20 protein-coding genes are annotated in these 23,756 nt (G+C 59.4%); 11 read left to right on the forward strand and 9 right to left on the reverse strand.

Annotated elements, in window-relative coordinates:
* Positions 1–120 precede the first annotated feature (120 nt).
* From FY152_20380 to FY152_20390, 3 genes are read left to right on the forward strand one after another with little or no spacing between them, the layout of a single operon-like run.
* On the forward strand, positions 121–1,074 hold the full coding sequence (locus tag FY152_20380) for an aliphatic sulfonate ABC transporter substrate-binding protein (protein UXS34486.1): 954 nt from the start codon (positions 121–123) through the stop codon (positions 1,072–1,074).
* Between the two features lie 21 nt (positions 1,075–1,095).
* The gene (locus tag FY152_20385; GenBank protein UXS34487.1) at positions 1,096–1,875 is read left to right on the forward strand and encodes an ABC transporter permease subunit; all 780 of its coding nucleotides are present in this window, start codon (positions 1,096–1,098) and stop codon (positions 1,873–1,875) included.
* 8 nt (positions 1,876–1,883) lie between these two features.
* Positions 1,884–2,705: an ATP-binding cassette domain-containing protein gene (locus tag FY152_20390; protein ID UXS34488.1), complete on the forward strand. Its 822-nt coding sequence runs from the start codon at positions 1,884–1,886 to the stop codon at positions 2,703–2,705.
* Between the two features lie 41 nt (positions 2,706–2,746).
* On the opposite strand, the gene putA is transcribed toward FY152_20390, so the two are convergent.
* Complete coding sequence (putA, locus tag FY152_20395) at positions 2,747–6,448, reverse strand: trifunctional transcriptional regulator/proline dehydrogenase/L-glutamate gamma-semialdehyde dehydrogenase (GenBank protein UXS34489.1); 3,702 nt, start codon at positions 6,446–6,448, stop codon at positions 2,747–2,749.
* A gap of 175 nt (positions 6,449–6,623) precedes the next feature.
* On the opposite strand from putA, the gene FY152_20400 reads away from it, so the two are divergent.
* Complete coding sequence (locus FY152_20400; protein ID UXS34490.1) at positions 6,624–7,094, forward strand: winged helix-turn-helix transcriptional regulator; 471 nt, start codon at positions 6,624–6,626, stop codon at positions 7,092–7,094.
* A 67-nt stretch (positions 7,095–7,161) separates the two neighbouring features.
* Here FY152_20400 and FY152_20405 read toward each other — a convergent pair whose 3' ends face one another.
* Together FY152_20405 and FY152_20410 are read right to left on the reverse strand one after the other, a co-directional pair.
* The gene (locus FY152_20405; protein UXS34491.1) at positions 7,162–7,728 is read right to left on the reverse strand and encodes an RNA polymerase sigma factor; all 567 of its coding nucleotides are present in this window, start codon (positions 7,726–7,728) and stop codon (positions 7,162–7,164) included.
* Positions 7,728–7,934 carry a hypothetical protein gene (locus FY152_20410; GenBank protein ID UXS34492.1) on the reverse strand — a complete coding sequence of 69 codons (207 nt, stop codon included), beginning with the start codon at positions 7,932–7,934 and terminating at the stop codon, positions 7,728–7,730. The genes FY152_20405 and FY152_20410 overlap by 1 nt, the downstream gene beginning before the upstream one ends.
* Positions 7,935–8,071: 137 nt before the next feature.
* On the opposite strand from FY152_20410, the gene FY152_20415 reads away from it, so the two are divergent.
* Together FY152_20415 and FY152_20420 are read left to right on the forward strand one after the other, a co-directional pair.
* Positions 8,072–8,866 (forward strand): response regulator, encoded by a 795-nt coding sequence (locus FY152_20415; protein ID UXS34493.1) that lies wholly within the window; start codon positions 8,072–8,074, stop codon positions 8,864–8,866.
* Positions 8,867–8,967: 101 nt separating this feature from the next.
* Positions 8,968–9,951 (forward strand): sensor histidine kinase, encoded by a 984-nt coding sequence (locus FY152_20420; GenBank protein UXS34494.1) that lies wholly within the window; start codon positions 8,968–8,970, stop codon positions 9,949–9,951.
* A 286-nt stretch (positions 9,952–10,237) separates the two neighbouring features.
* On the opposite strand, the gene FY152_20425 is transcribed toward FY152_20420, so the two are convergent.
* Positions 10,238–11,956: a histidine kinase gene (locus FY152_20425; protein UXS34495.1), complete on the reverse strand. Its 1,719-nt coding sequence runs from the start codon at positions 11,954–11,956 to the stop codon at positions 10,238–10,240.
* Between the two features lie 237 nt (positions 11,957–12,193).
* On the opposite strand from FY152_20425, the gene FY152_20430 reads away from it, so the two are divergent.
* Positions 12,194–12,769, forward strand: coding sequence for a photosystem reaction center subunit H (locus FY152_20430; protein ID UXS34496.1), 576 nt, complete (start codon positions 12,194–12,196; stop codon positions 12,767–12,769).
* A gap of 105 nt (positions 12,770–12,874) precedes the next feature.
* Here the strand turns inward: FY152_20430 and galE are convergent, their stop codons facing one another.
* The 4 genes from galE to FY152_20450 form a co-directional block, all read right to left on the reverse strand.
* Positions 12,875–13,858, reverse strand: a complete 984-nt coding sequence (gene galE / locus FY152_20435) for a UDP-glucose 4-epimerase GalE (GenBank protein ID UXS34497.1) — start codon at positions 13,856–13,858, stop codon at positions 12,875–12,877.
* Between the two features lie 195 nt (positions 13,859–14,053).
* Entirely contained in the window at positions 14,054–14,488 is a 435-nt protein-coding gene (locus FY152_20440; protein ID UXS34498.1) for a hypothetical protein, read from the reverse strand.
* Between the two features lie 9 nt (positions 14,489–14,497).
* Positions 14,498–14,842 (reverse strand): DUF883 family protein, encoded by a 345-nt coding sequence (locus FY152_20445; protein UXS34499.1) that lies wholly within the window; start codon positions 14,840–14,842, stop codon positions 14,498–14,500.
* Positions 14,843–14,968: 126 nt separating this feature from the next.
* The gene (locus FY152_20450; protein UXS34500.1) at positions 14,969–15,145 is read right to left on the reverse strand and encodes a hypothetical protein; all 177 of its coding nucleotides are present in this window, start codon (positions 15,143–15,145) and stop codon (positions 14,969–14,971) included.
* Between FY152_20450 and nspC the strand changes: the two genes are divergently transcribed.
* Together nspC and FY152_20460 are read left to right on the forward strand one after the other, a co-directional pair.
* On the forward strand, positions 15,144–16,241 hold the full coding sequence (nspC, locus tag FY152_20455) for a carboxynorspermidine decarboxylase (protein UXS34501.1): 1,098 nt from the start codon (positions 15,144–15,146) through the stop codon (positions 16,239–16,241). The genes FY152_20450 and nspC overlap by 2 nt on opposite strands.
* 60 nt (positions 16,242–16,301) lie before the next feature.
* Positions 16,302–17,540 carry a saccharopine dehydrogenase family protein gene (locus tag FY152_20460; GenBank protein UXS34502.1) on the forward strand — a complete coding sequence of 413 codons (1,239 nt, stop codon included), beginning with the start codon at positions 16,302–16,304 and terminating at the stop codon, positions 17,538–17,540.
* 186 nt (positions 17,541–17,726) lie between these two features.
* Here the strand turns inward: FY152_20460 and FY152_20465 are convergent, their stop codons facing one another.
* Positions 17,727–19,574, reverse strand: a complete 1,848-nt coding sequence (locus tag FY152_20465; protein UXS34503.1) for a DEAD/DEAH box helicase — start codon at positions 19,572–19,574, stop codon at positions 17,727–17,729.
* A 390-nt stretch (positions 19,575–19,964) separates the two neighbouring features.
* On the opposite strand from FY152_20465, the gene FY152_20470 reads away from it, so the two are divergent.
* Together FY152_20470 and ptsP are read left to right on the forward strand one after the other, a co-directional pair.
* Positions 19,965–21,242: an aspartate kinase gene (locus FY152_20470; protein ID UXS34504.1), complete on the forward strand. Its 1,278-nt coding sequence runs from the start codon at positions 19,965–19,967 to the stop codon at positions 21,240–21,242.
* 174 nt (positions 21,243–21,416) lie between these two features.
* Complete coding sequence (gene ptsP / locus FY152_20475) at positions 21,417–23,684, forward strand: phosphoenolpyruvate--protein phosphotransferase (GenBank protein UXS34505.1); 2,268 nt, start codon at positions 21,417–21,419, stop codon at positions 23,682–23,684.
* Positions 23,685–23,756 lie beyond the last annotated feature (72 nt).

Consider the following 23,756-nt stretch of genomic DNA (forward strand, 5'->3'; position numbering starts at 1 on the left):
GGAATTTTATTCCCGCAATATTGCTGATATTGAATTATCGTCTCTCTATCGTTTTAATCGAAAATCCTAGCATTGCTCCATATCGCAACCCGGCAAGAGCGCCGGTGATAAGGAGATGAAATGCCAGCCGTCACCCGCCGCGCCCTTTCCGCCAGCATTCTTGTTGCCGCCGCATTCTCCGTCCTGCCGCTGCAGGCGCAGGCGGCGGAAGAGCTGAAGATCGGTTATCAGAAAACCGGCCTGCCGGTGATCGCCCGTCAGCAGGGTGTCATCGAAAAGGCGCTTGAGGCCAAGGGCGTGAAGGTTTCGTGGGTCGAATTCACCGCTGGTCCGCCGCTTGTTGAAGCCCTGAATGTCGGCTCCATCAATGTCGGCTGGACGGGCGACGCGCCGCCGATCTTCGGGCAGGCAGCAGGTTCGGCCATCGTTTATGTCGCGGCCCTTCCTTCGAACGGCAAGGGTGAGGCGATCTTCACAAAGCCCGAAAGCGGCATCAAATCGGTTGCCGATCTCAAGGGCAAGAAGGTTGGCGTCGGCAAGGGCACCAGCGCGCATAATCTGCTGGTGGCGGCAATTGAGAAGAATGGCCTGAAATTCAGCGATATCGAGGTGGTTTATCTCAGCCCTGCCGATGCCGCGGCAGCTTTCGCCAGCGACAAGATCGACGCCTGGGCCGTCTGGGATCCGTTCTATGCGATTGCCGAAACCCGCTACAAGCCGGTCACTCTGGCCCGCACGAGCGATGTGCTTGCCGTCAGCACCTATTTCCTCGCCAATCGCGATTACGCCAAATCCAATGCGGATACGATCAACATCACCATCGATGCTCTGGGCGAGGCGGCGAAATGGTCCGCTGCCAACCGCGACAAGGTCGCCGCAGCTTTGCATGAGGTGACGGGCGTGCCGCTGGAGGCGCAGACGCTCGCCGCGAACCGCTCGGAATTCGGCATTACCAAGATCGACGACAAGATCGTCGCCAGCCAGCAGGAAACCGCCGACCGCTTTTATCGCCTCGGCCTGATCCCGAAACAGATCAGCATCAAGGATGCCGTCTGGTCTGGCGCGACGAACTGATCCCCGACCGGAGGCTTCGCCATGAGCATCAGAAGGCGCATCGAGGTTGGAAGCATCACGGGCTGGCTGCTTCCCGCCATCATTCTTGCAGGCTGGGAAGCGGCCTCCCGCATAGGGCTTATTTCAGGAAATGTCCTTCCAGCCCCTTCCTCCGTTGCGGAAGCCTTCTGGCGGCTTTTGCTTTCGGGTGAGCTTGTCGCCAATATCGGCGTGAGTTCCGCCCGTGCGCTTGTGGGTTTCGCCATTGGCGGCTCTATCGGCTTCATCTTCGGGCTGGCCAATGGCCTTTCCAAATTCTCCCGCAGCTTCACCGATACGACGCTGCAGATGATCCGCAACATTCCGCATCTGGCGCTCATTCCGCTGGTCATCCTGTGGTTCGGCATCGATGAGGAGGCGAAGCTCTTCCTCGTCGCTCTCGGTGTGTTTTTCCCGATCTACATCAACACGCTGCTCGGCATTCAGGGTGTCGATCCGCAACTGGTGGAGATGGGCCGCACCTATGGCATGTCGCCCTTCACGCTGTTCCGGCGGGTCATTCTGCCCGGCGCGCTGCCCGCCATTTTCACCGGCCTGCGTTATGCGCTCGGCATCATGTGGCTGACGTTGATCGTCGCCGAAACCATCTCCTCCTCGTCCGGCCTCGGCTATATGGCCATGCAGGCGCGCGAGTTCCTGCTGATCGACGTCGTCGTGCTGTCGATCCTCATCTATGCGCTTCTCGGCAAGCTGGCCGACAGTTTCGCCCGCTTCCTCGAAAGCATCTTCCTGCAATGGCATCCAGCCTTCAAGAAAGTCTGAGGTAACCCATGTCGACCGGCAATGTGACGACGCTGAGACGCCCGGATGCCCCGCCATCCCTTCCGTCGCAGGGGAAAATCGAACAACGTGAGAAGACGGCAGAAGGCAAGGTCGCCTTCAGCTTCCGCAATGTGGCGAAGAGCTTCGGCGACAAACCGGTTCTGCGCGGCATCGATCTCGATGTGCGGGAAGGCGAGTTTCTGGCCATCATCGGCAAGAGCGGCTGCGGCAAGAGCACGCTCCTGCGCATTCTGGCCGGCCTAGACACGCCGACCACCGGAACCGTCTCGAAGGATGCATCGAGCCGCACCCGAATGATGTTTCAGGAGCCGCGTCTTCTGCCGTGGGAGCGGATAGCGAGCAATGTCTCCGTGGGGCTGACCGGCATCGCCCAGGGCGAGGCGGCGCAGGAACAGGCGCTTACAATTCTCGAAGAGGTCGGTCTGAAAGACCGGGCTGGCGAATGGCCCTATGTGCTTTCCGGCGGCCAGAAGCAGCGCGTTGCCCTGGCGCGTGCGCTGGTGGCCCATCCGCAAATTCTGGCGCTGGATGAACCGCTTGGCGCGCTTGATGCGCTCACCCGCATTGAAATGCAGCTTCTGCTGGAGCGCATCTGGCGCAAGCAGAAATTCACTGCCGTTCTCGTCACGCATGATGTTTCGGAAGCTGTCGCCCTTGCAGACCGTATCGTCGTCATCGATGAAGGGCGCATCGCGCTTGATCTGGATGTGAAGCTGCCGCGTCCGCGCCGCCACGGCACCGCCGAATTCGCCCGGCTGGAGGAGCAGGTCCTGAACCAGCTTTTCGGGCGTGGCGAGATTGGCGGATAAGAATTGACCGGCAGGGCCAGGACCCTGCCGGATTATATTTATCAGCCGATGCTCATCAGGCTGGCATTGCCGCCGGCGGCCGTGGTGTTGACGCTGACCGAGACTTCTTCCACCAGCCAGTCGAGCGTATAGGGCTGGCTTTCACCGGAAAGCGCTTCCGTTGTCGCAGCCTGAACCAGAACCAGCGGGCCGGGCAGGGCGGCGATCTTCTTGTTGATCGTTACGACACGCTCCGCATCACCTTCGATCAGCGCGCCGGCGAAGGGTGCGGATTTTTCCCAGTTGTCAGCCCAGGCGATGCGCGAGGTGACGGTTGCCGGCAATCCATAGATCGCTTTTTCCAGTCCCGACGCATTGTCGATGACGACCGAGTTGCCGGTGGCAAGCGCTGCCGCCAGCTGGCGATACAGCCCCTGTTCCGTAGCGGGGATCAGCAGAACCTTGCCGCGCGGATGCAGCGCATAGACATTGCGCTCCCCGACCGGGCCTGCCAGTTCTGTTTCAAAGCCGAGGCCGGAAAGGGCCGCAGCCTGCCTTGCGGCCTCAGCCGCGATGGTCTGGCCGTTTTCATCCAGCCAGCGGGCAAGATCGACGGCCGCCTGGTCCTGCTGGCTGGCGACACGATCAATCTTCGGCGCGGTTTGTGTCACGCGGCCAAGATAGAGCGGCCCGCCGGCCTTGGGGCCGGTGCCGGAAAGGCCACGTCCGCCGAAGGGCTGAACGCCGACGACCGCGCCGATGATGTTGCGGTTCACATAAAGATTGCCGGCGGCGACGCGCGACAGGACGTGCTGGATCGTATCGTCAAGACGGGTATGCAGGCCGAAGGTGAGGCCGTAACCGGTGGCGTTGATCTCGTCGATCAGCCGGTCGAGATTGTCACGCTTGAAGCGGATGACGTGCAGCACCGGTCCGAAGACTTCGCGTTTCAGATCGGCGAGCGATTTCATCTCGATGATCGTCGGCGGCACGAAAGTGCCCTTGCCGGTCTCACCCGCAAGCGAAATCTGTTCGATCCGATGGCCGAGCCCGCGCATGCCATCAATGTGCTTTTCGATGATGCCCTTCGCCTCGGCGGTAATGACGGGGCCGACATCGACGGAGAGCTTGTCGGTGCGGCCGATGCGCAATTCATGCAGCGCGCCTTTCAGCATGGTCAGCGTGCGGTCCGCCACATCCTCCTGCAGGCAGAGGATGCGCAGCGCCGAGCAGCGCTGGCCGGCGCTGTCGAAAGCGGATGCAATGACATCGGCGACCACCTGCTCGGCAAGTGCGGAGGAATCGACGATCATGGCGTTCTGGCCGCCGGTTTCGGCGATCAGCGGCACCGGCTGGCCATTGGCGAGAACCCGGCCGGCAAGCTGGCCCTGAATAAGCCGCGCCACTTCCGTCGAACCCGTGAACATCACGCCGGCCGTCAAGGGTGAACCAACAAGTGCGGCCCCCGTCTTGCCGTCGCCCGGCAGAAGCTGCACGGCGTCCTGTGGAACGCCTGCCTCATGCAGCAGGCGCACACCCTGCGCCGCGATCAGCGGCGTTTCTTCGGCGGGCTTTGCCAGCACCGGATTGCCGGCAACCAGCGCCGCCGTCACCTGACCGATGAAGATGGCGAGCGGGAAATTCCACGGGCTGATGCAGACGACCGGGCCGAGCGGTGTTTCGCCGGATTTGAAGTTCCTGCGGGCTTCCGCTGCGTAATAACGCAGGAAGTCGATGGCCTCGCGCACCTCGGCAATCGCGTTGGGCATGGATTTTCCCGCTTCGCGCATGATGAGGCCGAGCAGGGCGGGCATTTCAGCCTGCATCGCGTCGGCGGCCCGCTCCAGGCAGGCGGCACGTTCTTCCACCGGGGTGGAGGGCCAGCTTGAGGCTGCCGCCCGCTGCATGGCCGCCTCGACATCGCCTTCAGTCGGCTCCGTCACATGGCCGACGATATCATTGTGGTCGCCGGGATTGAGAACCGGGCGCGTGTTGCCACTTGCCTGCGGCGCGGTGGCTTTCCATTCCGTCGCAGCACCTGCCTTCAGGGTTTTGTCCAGTGCGGCGAGCGTCGTTTCGCTGGAAAGATCGAGACCGGCGGAGTTTTTGCGTTCCGGGCCGAACAGGCCTTCGGGGGCGGCGATGCGGTCGTGACGCGCGCCGGGAACAGTATAGGCCTTGACGACGGCAACCGGGTCTTCCAGCAGGGAGTCCACCGGCACGGCAGGATCGGCGATGCGGTTGACGAAGGAAGAGTTCGCACCGTTCTCCAGCAGGCGGCGGACGAGATAGGCCAGCAGCGTCTCATGCGTGCCGACGGGGGCGTAGAAGCGGCAGGGCCGATCGAGCTTCTTCTTGCCGACGACTTCGCTGTAAAGCGGTTCGCCCATGCCATGCAGGCACTGGAACTCATAGTCGCCGAGTTTGAAGCCGGGGCCGGCGAGATGGTAGATCGTCGCCATGGACTGCGCATTGTGGGTCGCAAATTGCGGGAAGACCAGATCGCGTGCGGCGAGCAGCTTTCGGGCGCAGGCAATGTAGGAGACGTCGGTGTGGACCTTGCGGGTGAAGACCGGGAAGTCCTCCAGCCCCTCCACCTGCGCGCGCTTGATTTCGGCATCCCAATAGGCGCCCTTGACGAGACGCACCATGATGCGCCGGCCCGAACGGCGGGCGAGATCGATGATGTAGTCCAGAACGAAGGGGCAGCGGCGGCCATAGGCCTGCACGACGAAACCGAGGCCGTTCCAGCCGGCGAGGTCCCTGTCGAGCGCCAGCTCTTCCAGAAGATCGAGCGACAGTTCCAGCCGGTCGGCTTCCTCGGCATCGATGTTGAGGCCGATATCATATTTCTTGCTGAGCAGCATCAGCGATTTGACGCGCGGCAGCAGCTCCGCCATCACGCGTTCGGCCTGCGCGCGGGCGTAACGCGGATGCAGCGCCGAAAGCTTGATGGAAATGCCCGGACCGCCATAGATGCCGCGGCCGGCAGACGCCTTGCCGATGGCGTGGATGGCGTTTTCGTAGTCCTTGTAATAACGCTCCGCATCCTTGGCGGTGGTCGCGGCTTCGCCCAGCATGTCGTAGGAATATTGGAAGCCCTGTTCTTCCAGCGGCTTCGAACGCTTGATCGCTTCACCGATGGTTTCGCCGGTGACGAATTGCTCGCCCATCATGCGCATGGCCATATCGACGCCGCGACGGATGACGGGTTCGCCCGCCCGGGCGATCAGCTTGGTCAGCGCCGCCGAAAGGCCGCTATCATTGACCGTCGAGGTCAGCTTGCCGGTGATGACGAGACCCCAGGTGGCGGCGTTGACGAAAAGCGAACGCCCGCCGCCAATATGGGACTTCCAGTCACCGCGCGCGATCTTGTCGCGGATCAGCGCGTCGCGGGTGGCGGTGTCGGGAATGCGCAGCAGCGCTTCGGCGAGGCACATCAGCGCCACGCCCTCATGGCTGGAGAGCGAATATTCCTGCACCAGCCCTTCGACGCCGGTGCCCTTGGTCTTGGCGCGCAATGCCTCGATCAGTTTGCGGGCCGTGTCGCGAATGGCTTTCGTCTCTTCAGCCGTCACCGTTGCGGCCTCGATCAGCGGCGCCAGGCATTCTTCCTCCGGGCGGCGATAGGCGGCGGTGATCGCCTTGCGCAGCAGGCTCTGCTCGCGCACCGGCTGCGCGAAATTCTGGAAAATGCCGTCCACCGCTTGCTGCGTGTTGACGTCGGCGTTGTTTACACTGGCGTTGATTGCACCATCGGCCATTCTGAAAACCCTGAAAAAGCTGTTGAAGACAGACCGTCGGCGGCAGCGTGTCCTCCACCCGCCGCTTTTCATCCTGGCGAGTACAATACCATCGCTGCAAAAATTGCTATGGCCCTATTTTCAGTATAAAACAGGCAATACGAACTTTTATTATTCACATTTGGCGTTAAATCACATGGCAAATAGTCAAAAAACAGACGATCTGGATCACTTCGATCTCAAGATTCTCGAGGCGCTCAGCGAAGACGGGCGCATGTCGGTCCTGCAACTGTCGAAACGCGTCGGCCTTTCCAAGACGCCTTGCCAGACGCGGCTCAAGCGGCTGGTCGACGAAGGTTATATTCTCGGCTTCCGCGCCATGCTCAATCCACAGAAACTCGGCGTCGATCACATCGCCTTTGCCGAGGTCAAGCTTTCCGATACGCGTGAAAAGGCGCTGGAGGAATTCAACGCGGCGGTGCGCAAGATCAAGGAAGTCGAGGAATGTCACATGATCGCCGGCGCCTTCGATTATCTGCTGAAGGTCCGTACCAGCGATATCCGCAAATATCGAAGAGTGCTCGGTGAAAAAATCTCAAGCCTGCCATCGGTTTCCAACACCTCGACATTCGTGGTGATGCAATCGGTCAAGGAAACCGGCATCTAAGGAAGCGGGCAAAGAAAAACGGGCAGATGCAGGCCTGCCCGTTTATTGCCGTCTGCGTTCAGTTCTCTCAGCGCGCCGTGGCAGCGGCGGTGACCGCGCTCATCTGCGCGTCGGGACCGAACTCGTTTTCGTTTTCAATGCCGAGAAGCTCCTGCAGGCGCAGCCTTGCACGGCTGACCCGGCTCTTGATCGTGCCGACCGGGCAGCCGCAGATTTCGGCGGCTTCCTCGTAGGCAAAACCCGAAGCCCCGATCAGCAGGATCGCTTCGCGCTGATCGTCCGGCAATTTCGCAAGGGCGGCGCGGAAATCCTGCAGGTCGACCGATCCGTGCTGTTCAGGAGGCACCGACAGGCGCGAGGTATAGACCCCGTCCGTATCCTGCACTTCGCGCCCGGACTTGCGGATCTGGCTGTAGAACTCGTTGCGCAGGATCGTCACCAGCCATGCCCGCATGTTGGTGCCAGGCTGATAGCTGTCCTGTTTGGCCCAGGCCTTCATGATCGTGTCCTGCACGAGATCGTCTGCACGGTCCCTTGAGCGGATAAGCGAAATCGCGAAGGCACGCAGGTTCGGCAGCGCCGCCAGCATTTCCCGTTTGAAGTTGTATTCTGTCTGCTCCGGCTCTTTCGCCATCATTCCTCCGAAGCCTTTATTTTGGCTTTGCTTTCGGCTTCATCGAGTTTTTCGAGAAGATCGAGGAATTTATCAGGGATGCCTTCATCCTGAACGGCATCGTAAAGCTCCCTGAGCTTGCGGGAAATCACCGCCCGCCCGGAGTGCGGAACCTGGGGGGCGGCCGAATTGTCCGGCTGATCTTGGTCCGATTGAAATATGTTCATAACGTCCGGTATTCCTTTTGTGTCGAGCAAAGAATGCGTGATGAAAAAAATAGTTCCGACGCTTCGGAACTTTTTTTGCGATGCGCACGTTGCTATCTTGGGTTTGCGTTGCAGGCCGCATGAAAGGGGAGAATTCCATGTCAGTTTCTACACGCATCGCACCGCACCTGCCATATCTGCGCAGGTTCGCGCGTGCCGTTTGCGGCTCACAATCCACGGGCGATGCCTATGTTGCGGCAACACTCGAAGCTCTGATTGCCGATATCAGCATCTTCCCGCAGACAAGCAGCGATCGGGCTTCGCTCTATCAATTGTTCGTATCGATCTTTAGTTCCGTCACGATCAATATTAAGGCTGACGAAAACCTGTCGGGATGGGAAAAACGCGCCTCTGCGAACCTCTCCGCCGTCCCGCCTCTCGCCCGTCAGGCTTTCCTTCTGACCACGGTCGAGGAGTTCACGCCTTCGGAAGCAGCAGAGGTTCTGAAAGTGTCCGAAGAACGCGTCGGCCAGTTGATCGACGAGGCGGCCTCGGAAATCGCGCGTCAGGTGGCGACCGATATCATGATTATCGAGGATGAACCTCTGATCGCCATGGATATCGAGCAGATGGTCACCGATCTCGGCCACCGCGTCACGGGCATTGCCCGCACGCATACCGAGGCGCTCGACCTCTTCCATCGCACCCAGCCGAAGATGATCCTTGCCGACATCCAGCTTGCCGATGGCAGTTCCGGCCTCGATGCAATGAAGGACATCCTCCAGATGACGTCCCTGCCGGTGATTTTCATTACGGCTTTTCCGGAGCGACTTCTGACGGGTGAACGTCCTGAACCGACTTTCCTTGTTACCAAGCCGTTTAACCCGGATATGGTGAAAGCGCTTATCAGCCAGGCTCTGTTTTTCAACGAAAGCTCTCGCGTCGCGGCGTGAAGTTTGCCGAAACCGCGGATGAACTGGGAACCAGTGGGGTTCCCGGGCGTTGGCGGTTACGGTCGTGGGACTTTCCCACGGCTTTCTGCAAGGAGACGAATTTGCATCGGCTGGCATGGCATAACGCGGAAAGGAACGAGAGTGAGCTTCACGATTCGCTCGTCCTTGCGTTGCTCGATTCGGGTGAAACAGTCATGCTGCAGGACTGGAACCGCGATTACATATTCGTGGCCAACCTGCCGGATGTCTGGCGTTTGCCGGCAGATTCCCATCCAACTGATGAGAATCTGTTCGGCGACGATCTCTCCGCGCGGCTTGCCGAACTTAAAAAGGATATGAATGCCGCGGGTAGCCGGGGCATGCTGGAAGTGAATGCCGGAAACGACCGGGTCTTCCAGTTTCAGGTCTATTCCACCTTCAACCAGTCGAACCAGACGGTGCTGAAAACCACCATAAGGGAGGTAACGGCGGAAAGGCGGCGCGAGCAGCTTTTGCGCTCGCTGCTGCGTGAAGTCAGCCACCGTTCCAAGAATCTCCTGGCGATCATCCAGAGTCTTGCGGGCCAGACGGCCCGTTTCAGCCTCACCAAGGATGATTTTCTGCGCAAATTCCGGGGACGGTTGCATGCCCTTGCCCAAAGTCAGGATCTCATCACGGATTCCGACTGGAGGGGCGCGCGCATATTCGAGCTTCTTCGTCAGCAGTTTGACCTTTATGTGCCGGAATATCCGAACCTCATCCACATGGAGGGGGAAAACCTGCTGCTCAATCCGAATGGCGCGCTCTATATCGGGCTCGCCTTCCATGAGCTGGTGGTCAATACGGTCAGCCATAGCGGCAATCTTGCCTATCATCCGCCGATATCGCTGCAATGTCGCCAGGAAGATGATTCCTACATCGTTGAATGGATAGAGCCGATCAAGCCGTCGAAAGAGCCGGCGGAGACCCGGCGCGGCAGCTTCGGCAGCGTTGTGCTTGAAAAGGTGGTTCCATCCGCACTGGGCGGAAGCGCCGAATACCAGCTGACACGGGAACGGATCGTATACCGGCTGAAATTTCCCACTGGCGACAGCGCAGACTCTTGAGATAATTGCCGGATGTGCGGGTCAGGCCTGGCAGGTATGACCCGGCTTCGATCTTGCGGAAAGCGCAATAAAAAAGCACGGCTCGTATGAGAGCCGTGCTATTTTTATAACAGGTTTTCAGGGGCGAAACCTGTTTATTTTCAGCCAAGCTTCAGGCGGGGACGGGGGAATTGCTTGGCCTGCAGTAAGAATGCCTGTGGCTGGATTCGGTTCCCCTCAAATCTATTTTTTTTGACAGAGGCCAAATTCACCTGCCGTTTACACCGGCACATGGGTCCTGAGACCCTTAGTGCGCCGGTTCGGACCGCCTCGGAATGAAGTAGCGCATTGGTGCTTCGAGCGACCATTCGAAACCGGTTTCGCGATATTCCGTTGTCACCTGTCCGCCAAACGCGCCTTCGGCGTGCCGTTTGATGACGGTGGTGCCAAAACCCTTGCGGGTCGGCTCCGTTGCCGGCGGGCCACCCGTCTCGGTCCAGATGAGATGGATCATCTGCCTTCCGTCTTTTTCAAGCGTCTTCCAGCTCAGGGTGATCTTTCCCAAGGGAACCGACAGCGATCCATATTTGATGGAGTTCGTCGTCAGCTCATGCACCACAAGGCCAAAATTCTGTGCCGCTTCGGGAGAAAGCATGAAATCTTCTCCCGAAAGCGCGAAACGCTCGGAAACCGTACCGAAAACGTCGAGATGGGTCTCTATCAGCTTGCGGATAGGCAGGCCCTGCCACTGAACTTCCGCCAAGGCCCGGATCGACATTCCCAGACCGCGCAGACGGTGATCCACCTCTTTCTGGAATTCCGGGATGCTTTTATTCTCCCGTCCCAGCTGCCGGATCATCGCCTGAACCAGCGTCAGAATGTTCTTGGAGCGGTGAACGAGTTCGTGCAGCAGCAATTGCAGCCGCTCCTCCGACTGGCTTCTGTCGAAGGAGGCGTTGGAGAGCGCAATGGCAACCTGGTTGGCCTCCTTGATCTTGGTATCGACGGGGGCCACGATCTCGCCTTCACCGATGCGCTCGGCCATATGGGTCAGGTCGCGAATGGACATGCGCAATTGCCGGCCGACCAGATAGGCGCCGCCGATGGCGATCAATACGAGCATCAGGCTGCCGATCATCATCTGCCGCCAGGTATCCACCAGCGCCGCCTGGCTTGCAGCAAGCGGCCCCCACATCACGATCTTCCATTGCCAGCCCGGTAATTGCGCATAGGCGTAGAGATTGCCCTTGCCGTCGAAAAAATTGCCGCTAAAGGCCTGCATTTCCGAAAGGACGGCGGGGGTGACGAATGGCTTGCCCACCTCTGCCTCAACCTGTGAACTGGAAACAACAACGCGATTTGTACCGTCGATGATGGCGACCGCCCAGTTGCGCGGCAGGTTTTCGGTGGGAATGAGCCGGCTGAGGTCGCTGGCGTTCTGCGTCAGGATCAGGGCGTCTCCGGCCGAACCCAGATCCGGGTTGAGCGGCATCGTAACGTTGAATACCCATTCCTTGCTGGTTGCGCCGAAAAACATGTCCGAGACGGTGATGCGGCGGGATTCGATCGCCTTTTCGAGATTGGCCTCGGCCGGCACCTTGCCCAGTGGCTGGCCATAGGGCACGCGCGTATTGAGGCGCTGCTGGCCGTCCTTGGTGGCGAGAATGGCGAAAAGTCCTTCCCGCTTCAGACTTTCGGCAACACGTCCCTGAAAGGCGGAAAGATTGCCGCTTTCAAGCTCCGGGAATTGCGACAGCAGGTTGAGTGAGGTGGCGATTTCCTGCAGGCGGCGATCGATATTACGGCTGACGACCCGCGCGTCCTCAATGGTCTCGCGCTGCAGGTCATCGCGTTTTTCGGCTTCGAGGCGCAGCATCAGATAGCCGCCGAAAAGAATGAGCGGCAGTGTAATGACGGTTGCCATCACCACCAGATAGGTGCCGATGGAGGCGGTCGGAAAAAAATTCGCGCTGCGCCGACGCAAAGCCGAGATCATGTCTTTCAGTTCTTTGCCGGATTGAGGCATACAAAAACTCCGGCAGTTACGTCCTTGTTACGTCAGGGATAATACCGTGCCAGTCCCCTTTAGCAATGCCTGATTTTTACCCTCGGTTGTCGCGACACGCCCCAATTGCGTCGGTGTGATTGAAAAAATCGGAACTATTTCAACGATCAACCCGTTTGCAAAACGAACCGGCCAAGCAGCGGAAGCAAAACTCGTTACCGCCGGGCCAGTTGAGAACGATGAAAGGAAGGTACGAAAATGGCAAAGAAACTGAACATACTCGTCACCGCCGCCCTGATGGGCACGACGGCTTTCGCGCCGCTTGCCATCGCTCAGGGCACCGCCCAGCCTGCACCGGCAAGCCCGAGCGCGCAGACCGAGCCGGCAACGCCGCCTGCTACCCCCATGGCGCCTACGGCTCCTGCGGCCAATGACAGTGCGGCAGCAACGACGGGCGGCGCCTACATCACCGAGCAGGGTGAAACGCAGATCAGCGCCAATGATTATATCGGCAAATCGGTCTACACCGCCGCCGATGAAAGCATCGGCAATGTCACCAACCTCATCATGGAGCAGGATGGCGGCCTCGTTGCAGCCGTGATCGGCGTCGGCGGCTTCCTCGGCATCGGTGCCAAGGATGTGGCCGTTCCCATGGACAAGGTGACAATGACGCGTAACGCGCAGGATGGCACGATCCGTCTGACGACGACGGAGACGGCGGAAACGCTGAAGGCGGCACCGGAATTCAAGACGCTGGAACAGAAGGCCAGCGAAAAGAATGCGGCAACGCCGGCTGCACCTGACAGCACGACTACTTCCGCTACAAAGCCTTAATCCCATACCTGGGAGGCAGGAGTGGGACTGGCTGACAGTAGCCGTCTCGCGAGAGGCACCGGCCAGAAGGCCGGTGTCTTTTTTTGCAGGTAACGATTGGCCCGCTCAGTCCCCGGCGTTGCGCGAGGAATGCCAGGCCCAGGCGGATTTGATGATGTCGGCCAGTGAATAACGCGGTTCCCAGCCGAGAACAGCCTTTGCCTTGTCATTATTGGCGACAAGGGTGGTGGAATCGCCATCGCGGCGGTCTGTATATTCAACCGGGAAGGGGCGGCCGGACACTTCAGAAATCGCCGCCAGCAATTCCTTCACCGTCGTGCCGGTGCCGGTGCCGAGGTTGAGTTCGACGGTTTCACCGCCCGCCAGCAGATAATCCACCGCCCGCACATGGGCGTCGGCCAGATCGAGAATGTGGATATAGTCGCGCACGCAGGTGCCGTCACGGGTGTCGTAATCCGTGCCGAATACCTTGAAGCCCTGACGCCGGCCGAGTGCCGCTTCGATGGCAAGCGGAATCGCATGGGTTTCCGGCTTGTGCCATTCGCCGATGCGGCCTTCGAAATCGGCGCCCGCGGCATTGAAATAGCGCAGCATCACCGAGCGCAGCCCCTTATAGGTGCTGTAATCCTTCAAAGCCTGCTCAACCACCCATTTGGTGCGGCCATAGGGGTTGATCGGCGCCTGCCGGTGCGTCTCGTCGATCGGCACCTGTTCCGGCAACCCATAGGTGGCGCAGGTGGAGGAGAAAACAAAGGCCGTGACGCCGGCATCGATGGCGGCCGAGAGAAGGTTGAGCGAGCCGATGACGTTGTTGTCGTAGAAGGCAACCGGCTGTTTCACCGATTCGCCGACTTCGATCAGTGCTGCAAAATGCAGGACGGCTTCCGGCTGGTGTTTGGCAAAGACTTCGTCCAATCGCGCCCGATCGCGAATATCGCCCTGTTCAAAGGGTCCCCACCGGACAAATTCCTCATGCCCATTGGACAGATTGTCGAAAACGACCGGTTCATACCCTCTTTCGGATAAAAGAAGGCAGGTATGCGAACCAATATAGCCGGCACCGCCGACGACAAGGACTTTCTTCTTCATCAATCGCCTTTCAGAAAAAACACGCGGACGCGCCGAGACTGTATGTCACTTTGTTCAAATAAGGGCGGCCTGGCAGCAAGCGCTAACAACCAATCTATCCATCGCGGGTAACATAAAAAAAACTGCGCATCCATGGTTAGGATGCGCAGCAACTAATGAGAGCTTGACGAAGAGTCGAAACGCGCCCGAAGGTGTCTATTTCTTTTTCCGCGTATTGGCCCTCGTTGCCAGAAAACCGGCGGCCATGGCGACGGCAAGCGTCGCATAGGGCCGCGCCTGGATCGCCAGCGTCAGCAGCGATTGCAGGGCCAGGGGTGCTGCGGTTAGGGGCGCAGCCGTCAAAGGCGCGACGGGCCGCGCCGCGTAGGCTCTGGGACGTTTGACGATTGCCAATGCCACCAGCATGATGACACCGAGCAGGAAGGCTGTGCCGGCGACGACGAGCGCGGCAGGACCGGCACCGACATGCCGGGCAAGGTAGATCGACCCCGCAACCACGGCGGCGACAAAAGCGATCAGAAAGAAGACACCGGTCAGCACCCACAGGATGATGGTGGCGCGCAGACGCCGGGTGACGACGCGTCCTTCGCGCTGGGTGTCTCCCAGATAGACCAGCAATGCCTCAAGCATGATGCGGCCTTATCGACGCGTAAGGAGGGCGAGCAGGAAGCCCACGCCCACGGCAATACCGAGGGACTGGAGCGGGTTTTTCTGGACCTGATCCGTCAGATTGTCGTTCAGCGAAGAAATTTCGTTGCGAACGCTATCCGCCATCTCGCCGGATGCAGTCAGGGCATCGTCGGCAACGCGGGCGGCCTGTGCCTTCAGTTCATGCGAGGCGCCGACGCCAAGCGCCTTAACGCTCTTGGCAAGATTTGCCAGATCTTCGCGAAGCTGGGCAAGCTGTGCCGCCACTTCGGCTGCATCACCGTTTTCGAGGGATTGCTGGATCTTGTCATTGACGCTGCTACGCACGCTTGCCATAGGTGAAGTCCTTCCTGGAACATCGTTGATGGAAATTGCGACAGGCCAAACCGACCGCCGCAGCAGGTGAATTCCGTCGCTCAATAACCTGGGTTTGCGCAACCGAAACACCTGCCTGTCCGCCATTCAAACGCGCCGATGCTTGCTTGGTTCCGCGCCCGGTATGTTTTCTTCGCGGGCATTTAAGGGCCGGGGGCAATTTTCCGGGAATTCGGTGCCGGACATTTGTTTTCCTGTCACAAGCATCATATAAGGCCCATCATCGAGACGTACCTTGACTTCAATCAATATGTGAAACGACATGCTTCAGACGCCTTATTACCTCATCGACAAGACAAAACTTCTTCGCAACATGGAGAAGATTGCCTATGTGCGGGAAAAATCCGGCGCCAAGGCGCTGCTGGCGCTGAAATGCTTCGCCACATGGTCGGTGTTCGATTTCATGTCGCAATATATGGACGGCACCACCTCGTCCTCGCTTTATGAAGTCCGCCTTGGCCGCGAGAAATTTGGCGGTGAAACGCACGCCTATTCCGTCGCCTATGCCGATTACGAAATCGACGAGGTGATCTCGAATGCGGACAAGATCATCTTCAACTCCATCGGCCAGCTGGAGCGTTTCGCGGAGAAGGCGTCGGGTATCACCCGGGGTCTGCGCCTCAATCCGCAGGTCAGCTCCTCGAGCTTCGATCTTGCCGATCCCGCGCGTCCCTTCAGCCGTCTTGGCGAATGGGATGTCGCCAAGGTCGATAAGGTCATGGACCGTATTTCCGGTTTCATGATCCACAATAATTGCGAGAACGGCGATTTTTCGCTGTTCGACCGCATGCTGACGCAGATTGAAGAAAAATTCGGATCGCTGCTATCGCGTGCTGAATGGGTGAGCCTCGGTGGCGGCATTCACTTCACGGGCGACAATTATCCGCTCGACCAGTTCTGCGACCGTCTGCGCGCCTTTTCGGAAAAATATGGTGTGCAGGTCTATCTGGAGCCGGGCGAAGCCTCGATCACCAAGAGCACGACGCTGGAAGTGACGGTTCTCGACACGCTGTTCAACGGCAAGAATCTCGCCATCGTCGACAGCTCCATCGAAGCGCACATGCTCGATCTGCTGATCTACCGCGAAACCGCCAAGGTTTCGCCGAACGAGGGCGAGCATCCCTACATGGTCTGCGGCAAGTCCTGCCTTGCGGGCGATATTTTCGGCGATTTCCGCTTCGACAAGGAGCTGAAGGTCGGTGACCGCATCTCCTTCCAGGATGCGGCCGGCTACACCATGGTCAAGAAGAACTGGTTCAACGGCGTGAAAATGCCGACCATCGCCATCAAGGAACTGGACGGCACCGTTCGCGCCGTTCGTGAATTCGACTTTGCCGATTTCGAGCAAAGCCTGTCTTAAACCCTGTTTTTAACATGAAACGAAGCTCATCCCTGCGGGGAAAAGGAGGCATCACCTGAAATGAAGAAGAACGTTCTGATCATCGGCGCCGGTGGCGTAGCACAGGTCGTGGCGCATAAATGCGCCCAGAACAGCGATGTATTGGGAGACATTCATATTGCGTCACGGACTTTGGGAAAGTGCCGCAAGATTGTCGAGTCCGTACGCGAAAAGAAGAGCCTCAAGACAGATGTGAAACTTGAGGCCCATGCGCTTGACGCTATGGATATCGAGGCGACGAAAGCCTTGATTAAACAGACCGGTGTTGAAATCGTCATCAACGTCGGTTCGTCTTTCGTCAACATGTCCGTTCTTCGGGCCTGCATGGACACAGGTGTTGCCTATATGGACACGGCGATCCACGAGGATCCCACCAAGATTTGCGAGGCGCCGCCGTGGTACGGAAACTACGAGTGGAAGCGTGCGGAAGAATGCAAGGAAAAGGGCGTTACCGCCATTCTCGGCGTCGGTTTCGACCCGGGCGTGGTCAATGCCTATGCCCGTCTCGCCAAGGATGATTATTTCGACAAGGTCACTTCGGTCGATATCGTTGATATCAATGCCGGCAGCCATGGCCGCTGGTTCTCGACGAATTTTGACCCGGAAATCAACTTCCGCGAATTCACCGGCGTCGTCTATTCCTGGCAGAAGGGCGAGTGGCAGACGAACCAGATGTTCGAAGTCGGTCAGGAATTCGACCTGCCTGTCGTCGGCAAGCAGAAGGCCTATATGACCGGCCATGACGAGGTCCATTCGCTCTCCAAGAACATGGACGGTGCCGATGTGCGCTTCTGGATGGGCTTCGGCGATCATTATATCAACGTCTTCACCGTGCTGAAGAACCTCGGTCTCCTGTCCGAAAAGCCGGTCAAGACGGCTGAAGGCCTTGAAGTCGTGCCGCTGAAGGTCGTCAAGGCCGTACTGCCCGATCCGTCTTCGCTGGCGCCCGACTATGTCGGCAAGACCTGCATCGGCGATATCGTCAAGGGCATCAAGGACGGCAAGGAACGCGAAGTCTTCATCTACAATGTGGCCGACCACAAGGAAGCCTATGAAGAAGTCGGCTCGCAGGGCATTTCCTACACAGCCGGCGTTCCCCCCGTCGCCGCCGCCATGCTCATCGCCACCGGCGAATGGGACGTGAAGCAGATGGCCAATGTGGAAGAACTGCCGCCGAAGCCGTTCCTGAACATTCTGAACAAGATTGGTTTGCCGAACCGCATCAAGGATGAAAACGGCGATCGGGCGCTGGAATTCTGATTGACGGCGTTCTGAGAAATCGAGACAAAATAAAAGCCCCGCGAAAGCGGGGCTTTTTGTTGTTTTGAAGTGTTCAACCCTCTGCACCGTCATCCTCGGGCTTGACCCGAGGATCCATAACCCTTTGAAATCAATGGATCCTCGGGTCGAGCCCGAGGATGACGTCGCGTGTGGAGAGGCTTTTCCTCAGCCCTTTGTCGGCTTCGGTCCGCGCTTTTCGAACGGCTTGTCCTTCTTGCCCTCGTATTTCGGCTTGTCGCCGAAGGGCTTTTTCTTTTTCCAGGGCTTGTCGTCGCCCTTGCGGTCGTCGCGAGGGGCGCCCGCATTGTCGGATTTGCTGAACTTCCGCTGCGCCTTGGCAGGCCTTGTGTCTTCGCGGACATTGCCGGTCATCTCCGGCTTGCCTTCCAGCGCCTTCAGACGAATGCCCTTCTCCAGCATCATGTCCTTGCCGATGGCGGAGGTGAAACGATCAACGGCGTCTGCCGCCAGTTCCACAAAGGTTTCCGTCTGCTGCATGCGGATCGCACCGATATCCTGACGGGTGATCTTGCCGAAACGGCAGAGCATCGGGATGAGCCAGCGTGGCTCAGCACTCTGCTTGCGGCCGACCGAAAGCGAAAACCATGCGCTGTCGGCGAAATCGGAGCGTTCGCGGCGCGGTGCGTTGTTTTCGACCGTCTCAAAGCTGTCGCGGCGCGGCTTGCGGGCGTTGTCCAGCGCGACTTCGAAGATGTCTTCCGGTGCCGAGCGTCCGGCGTGATAAAGACGCACGAAAGCGGCGGCGACTTTTTCCGCGCCATGCTGTTCGAGCAGCTTCGTCACGAAATCGCGTTCGTCCTCAGCCACGGCTTCGCTGAGTGTCGGATCGGCCAGAAGCCTCGCGCCGTCGCGCTCGACGATCTCTTCGACGGAGGGCGGGCGAACCCATGCGGGGCTGACCTTGGCGCCTTCGAGAAGACGTTCGGCCTTGCGGCGCTGGCTCACGGGCACGATGATGGCGCTGACACCCTTCTGCCCGGCACGGCCGGTACGGCCCGAGCGGTGCAGAAGCGTTTCGGAATTGGTCGGCAGGTCGGCGTGGATGACGAGTTCCAGCCCCGGCAGGTCGATGCCGCGGGCGGCAACGTCGGTCGCCACGCAAACACGGGCGCGGCCGTCACGCATGGCCTGCAGCGCGTGCGTGCGCTCGTTCTGCGTCAGTTCGCCGGAGAGGGCCACGACCGAGAAGCCGCGATTGTTCAACCGGGCCGTCAGATGGTTGACGGCGGCGCGGGTGGAGCAGAAGACGATGGCGTTGCGGGCTTCGTAAAAGCGCAGCGCGTTGATGATGGCGTTCTCGCGATCGGACGGCGACACCAGAAGCGCGCGATATTCGATATCCACATGCTGCTTCTGTTCGGAAGCGGTGGCGATGCGCACTGCGTTCTTCTGGTAGCTTTCGGCCAGCTTGGCAATGCTGCGCGGCACGGTGGCCGAGAACATCAGTGTGCGGCGATCGTCGGGCGATTCTTCCAGAATGAATTCCAGATCCTCACGGAAACCGAGATCGAGCATCTCGTCGGCCTCATCCAGCACCACGGCGCGGATGGACGACAGATCGAGTGCGCCACGCTTGATATGGTCGCACAGACGGCCGGGTGTGCCAACGACGATATGGGCGCCGCGCTCCAGCGCCCTGCGCTCATTGCGGATATCCATGCCGCCGACGCAGGATGCGATCGACACGCCGGCGAATTCATAAAGCCATTCCAGCTCGCGCTTGACCTGCATGGCCAGTTCGCGGGTCGGGGCAATGGCAAGTGCCAGCGGTGCGGAAGCCTGACCGAAGCGGGTGTTTTCCGAAAGCAGCGTGGTCGCCAGCGCGATGCCGAAGGCGACCGTCTTGCCGGAGCCGGTCTGCGCGGAAACCAGCGCGTCCTTGTCGGCAAGTTCCGGTGACAGCATCGCCTGCTGCACGGGGGTCAAGTCTTTGTAGCCGCGTTTTTCCAACGCCTGCGCGATCGCCGGGGCGATACCCTGGGTGTCTGTCATCTACCGTCTTTCGGATATGAAGCTGCCCGCATCCGCCCGAAACCAATAGGTCCTAAAGTCTCCGGGGCAGCCGATACAGGCCATTTCGGCCATCTGGCCGGTTGCATTGCCGCGCTCATACTGCGAATGCGCCGGTTTGTACAGTGCAGTGCGGTACGCTCTTTCATCCTCTTATGGATGGCGACCCGTTCCATCCGGCCATCTTCTTTTGCCGGCTGCTCTAAAAAAGGCGTACCGCATGGTTCATAAACGGCATTGCGTGCCCCCCGCCTTTTCGCTAAGAGACCCGCAACTTGAGGCTCTTTGTCAGGAAGAGCCGACTGGGTTTGTTCTTGTCCGTCCGCTCTTCGAAGGAGCCGGCGGGAAAATGGGATGGTACTGGTCAAGGCTATGGCTCGCATTGTCATGAAATTCGGCGGCACGTCCGTCGCGAACCTCGAACGCATTCACAATGTCGCGCGGCATGTGAAACGCGAAGTGGATGCCGGCCATGAAGTGGCCGTGGTCGTTTCCGCCATGTCCGGCAAAACCAACGAATTGGTGGACTGGGTGCAGAATGCTGCGAAAGTGGCCGGCGCCAACGCCGCCTCCTTCTACGATGCGCGCGAATATGACGCGGTCGTCGCATCCGGCGAACAGGTGACATCAGGTCTTCTGGCGATCACGCTGCAATCCATGGGCATTAATGCGCGCTCCTGGCAGGGCTGGCAGATCCCGATCCGCACCGACAATGCGCATGGCGCCGCCCGCATTCTCGAGATCGATGGGTCGGATATCATTCATCGCATGGGCGAGGGCCAGGTGGCCGTCGTTGCCGGTTTCCAGGGCATTGGTCCGGACAATCGCATTGCGACGCTCGGCCGCGGCGGCTCGGACACGTCCGCCGTTGCGATTGCCGCCGCCGTCAAGGCGGATCGTTGCGACATCTATACGGATGTCGACGGTGTCTACACGACCGATCCCCGCATCGAGCCCAAGGCTCGCCGCATGAAGAAGATCGCTTTCGAGGAAATGCTCGAAATGGCGTCTCTCGGCGCGAAGGTTCTGCAGGTTCGCTCGGTCGAGCTTGCGATGGTACACAAGGTGCGCACCTTCGTTCGCTCCAGTTTCGAGGATCCCGATGCGCCGGGCATGGGCGACCTCATCAACCCGCCCGGTACTTTGATTTGTGACGAGGATGAAATCGTGGAACAGGAAGTCGTAACCGGCATCGCCTATGCCAAGGATGAAGCACAGATCTCGCTGCGCCGCGTGGCCGACCGTCCGGGCGTCTCCGCTGCGATCTTCGGGCCGCTCGCTGAAGCGCATATCAACGTCGACATGATCGTGCAGAACATCTCCGAAGACGGTTCGCGCACCGACATGACCTTCACCGTTCCCTCGGGTGACGTTGTCAAGGCTCTGAAGGTTCTGGACGAGAACAAGGCCCAGATCGGCTTCGACGTCGCGCAGAACGAGACGGGTCTTGCCAAGGTTTCCGTCATCGGTATCGGCATGCGCAGCCACGCCGGCGTTGCCGCCAGCGCTTTCAAGGCACTTGCCGAGAAGAACATCAACATCAAGGCGATCACCACCTCCGAGATCAAAATTTCGATCCTGATCGACGGCGCCTATGCCGAACTTGCGGTTCGCACTTTGCATTCCGCCTACGGTCTCGATAAGAGCTAAGCCGAGACATCGGTTCCCGATGCTCCGATTCTTCGGGGTTGCGTTCTTCCGATGTGGCGTTTCATGAAAGCGTGTCCCTTGCGGGACGCGCTTCTCTCGCTATAAATTTTTAAATGACGTTTTGATTCCCGAATATTATGACATTCGGATCGGAAGCGTCGGGGAGCAAACGCGATGAGAGACCTTTCCGCAGGTCCGCGCGTCCTGCTCAAGCGGCTGCGCGAAATGATGGCGGAGCACCTTGAACCGCAGGACCGCCTGGACCAGATCGTTCGCCAGATAGCCAGCAACATGGTGGCGGAGGTTTGCTCGGTCTACGTGCTGCGCTCCGACAGCGTGCTGGAGCTTTACGCGACAGAAGGTCTCAACAAGGATGCCGTGCATCTTGCCCAGCTGAAAATGGGGCAGGGTCTTGTCGGCACCATCGCCGCTTCCGCCCAGCCGCTCAATCTTTCCGATGCGCAGGCGCATCCCGCATTCCGTTATCTTCCTGAAACCGGTGAGGAAATTTATCATTCCTTCCTCGGTGTGCCGATTTTGCGTTCCGGTCGCACTCTTGGCGTTCTTGTGGTCCAGAACAAGGCCAGCCGAACGTACCGGGAGGATGAAGTTGAAGCGCTCGAGACAACCGCGATGCTTATCGCTGAAATAGTGGCGAGCGGCGAGTTGAAAAAGATTACCCGCCCCGGTGTTGAGCTGGACCTGACGCGCGCCGTTTCCATCGATGGCGACGCCTATGGCGAAGGCATCGGTCTTGGCCATGTCGTCTTGCACGATCCCCGCATCGTCGTCACCAATCTCTTGAACGAAGATGCGGATACGGAAATCCGTCGTCTTGCCGATGCCATCGGGTCACTTCGCCTGTCGATCGATGACATGTTGCAGCGCCGCGACGTGCCGACGGAAGGCGAGCACCGCGAGGTTCTGGAAACCTACCGCATGTTCGCCCACGACCAGGGCTGGGTGCGGCGCATGGAAGAGGCGATCCGCAACGGCCTGACGGCGGAAGCGGCGGTTGAGAAGGTGCAGAGCGACACCAAGGCGCGCATGATGCGCCTGACGGACCCTTATCTTCGCGAGCGCATGCATGATTTCGACGATCTCGCCAACCGGCTGCTGCGCCAGCTGATCGGTTTTGGCGGGCGTGGACCGGAGCAGGATTTCCCTCTTGACGCCATCGTTCTGGCCCGCGCCATGGGTGCTGCCGAACTGCTCGATTACCCGCGTGAAAAACTGCGCGGTCTGGTGCTCGAAGACGGTGCCGTGACAAGCCATGTCGTCATCGTCGCGCGTGCCATGGGCATTCCGATCATCGGGCAGGCCACGGGCATCGTCGCACTTGCCGAAAACAACGATCCCATCATCATCGATGGCGACGATGGTCAGGTGCATCTGCGTCCCATGTCGGATCTGCAGCGCGCCTATGAGGAAAAGGTGCGCCTGCGCGCCCGGCGGCAGGAGCAGTTCCGCGCGCTGCGCAATGTCGAGCCGATCACCAAGGATGGCCAGAAGGTCAATCTCAAGATGAATGCGGGCCTTTTGGTGGACCTGCCGCAGCTGGACGAATCCGGCGCCGACGGCATTGGCCTGTTCCGCACCGAGCTGCAATTCATGATCGCCTCCAACATGCCGAAGGGCGAGGAGCAGGAGGCGTTCTACCGTTCCGTTCTGCGGCAGGCAAAGGGCAAGAGCGTCACCTTCCGCACGCTCGATATCGGCGGCGACAAGGTCGTTTCTTATATGCGCGGTCAGGAAGAGGAAAACCCGGCACTGGGCTGGCGGGCGATCCGCCTGTCGCTCGACCGTCCAGGCCTGATGCGCACGCAGATGCGCGCGCTGCTGCGTGCCGCTTCGGGTGCTGAACTGCGCATGATGCTGCCGATGGTGACGGAGGTTTCCGAAATCCGCGCCGCGCGCGATCTTCTCCAGAAGGAAGTGCAGCATCTCTCGAAGTTCAGCCATGCGCTGCCGAAAAAACTGCAATTCGGCGCGATGCTGGAAGTGCCGTCTTTGATGTGGCAGCTCGATGAGCTGATGCAGGAGGTGGATTTCGTTTCCGTCGGTTCCAACGACCTGTTCCAGTTTTCCATGGCGGTCGATCGCGGCAATGCAAGGGTTTCGGATCGTTTCGACAATCTCGGCAAGCCGTTCCTGCGCATCCTGCGCGATATCGTGCGTGCGGGTGAAAGGCACCATACCTCCGTCACGCTTTGCGGTGAAATGGCAAGCAAACCGCTTTCGGCCATGGCCCTGATCGGCCTCGGTTTCCGCTCGGTTTCCATGTCGCCGACGGCGATCGGTCCGGTCAAGGCCATGCTGCTCGGGCTTGATGCCGCGCGCCTTGCCGATGAGCTGAATGCCGCGCTGGACGATCACAATTCGCTGGAAAGCGCGCGCGAGGTGTTGTTACGCTTTGCCGCGACGCATTCCATTCCCATTTAGAGCATTTCCAGGAAAAGTGGATCCCGGTTTTCCGTCCGGAAATGCGTTAAAGCAAAAAGTTAGAGCGTTTTC

Source organism: Agrobacterium tumefaciens, from assembly GCA_025560025.1.
Lineage (GTDB): Bacteria > Pseudomonadota > Alphaproteobacteria > Rhizobiales > Rhizobiaceae > Agrobacterium.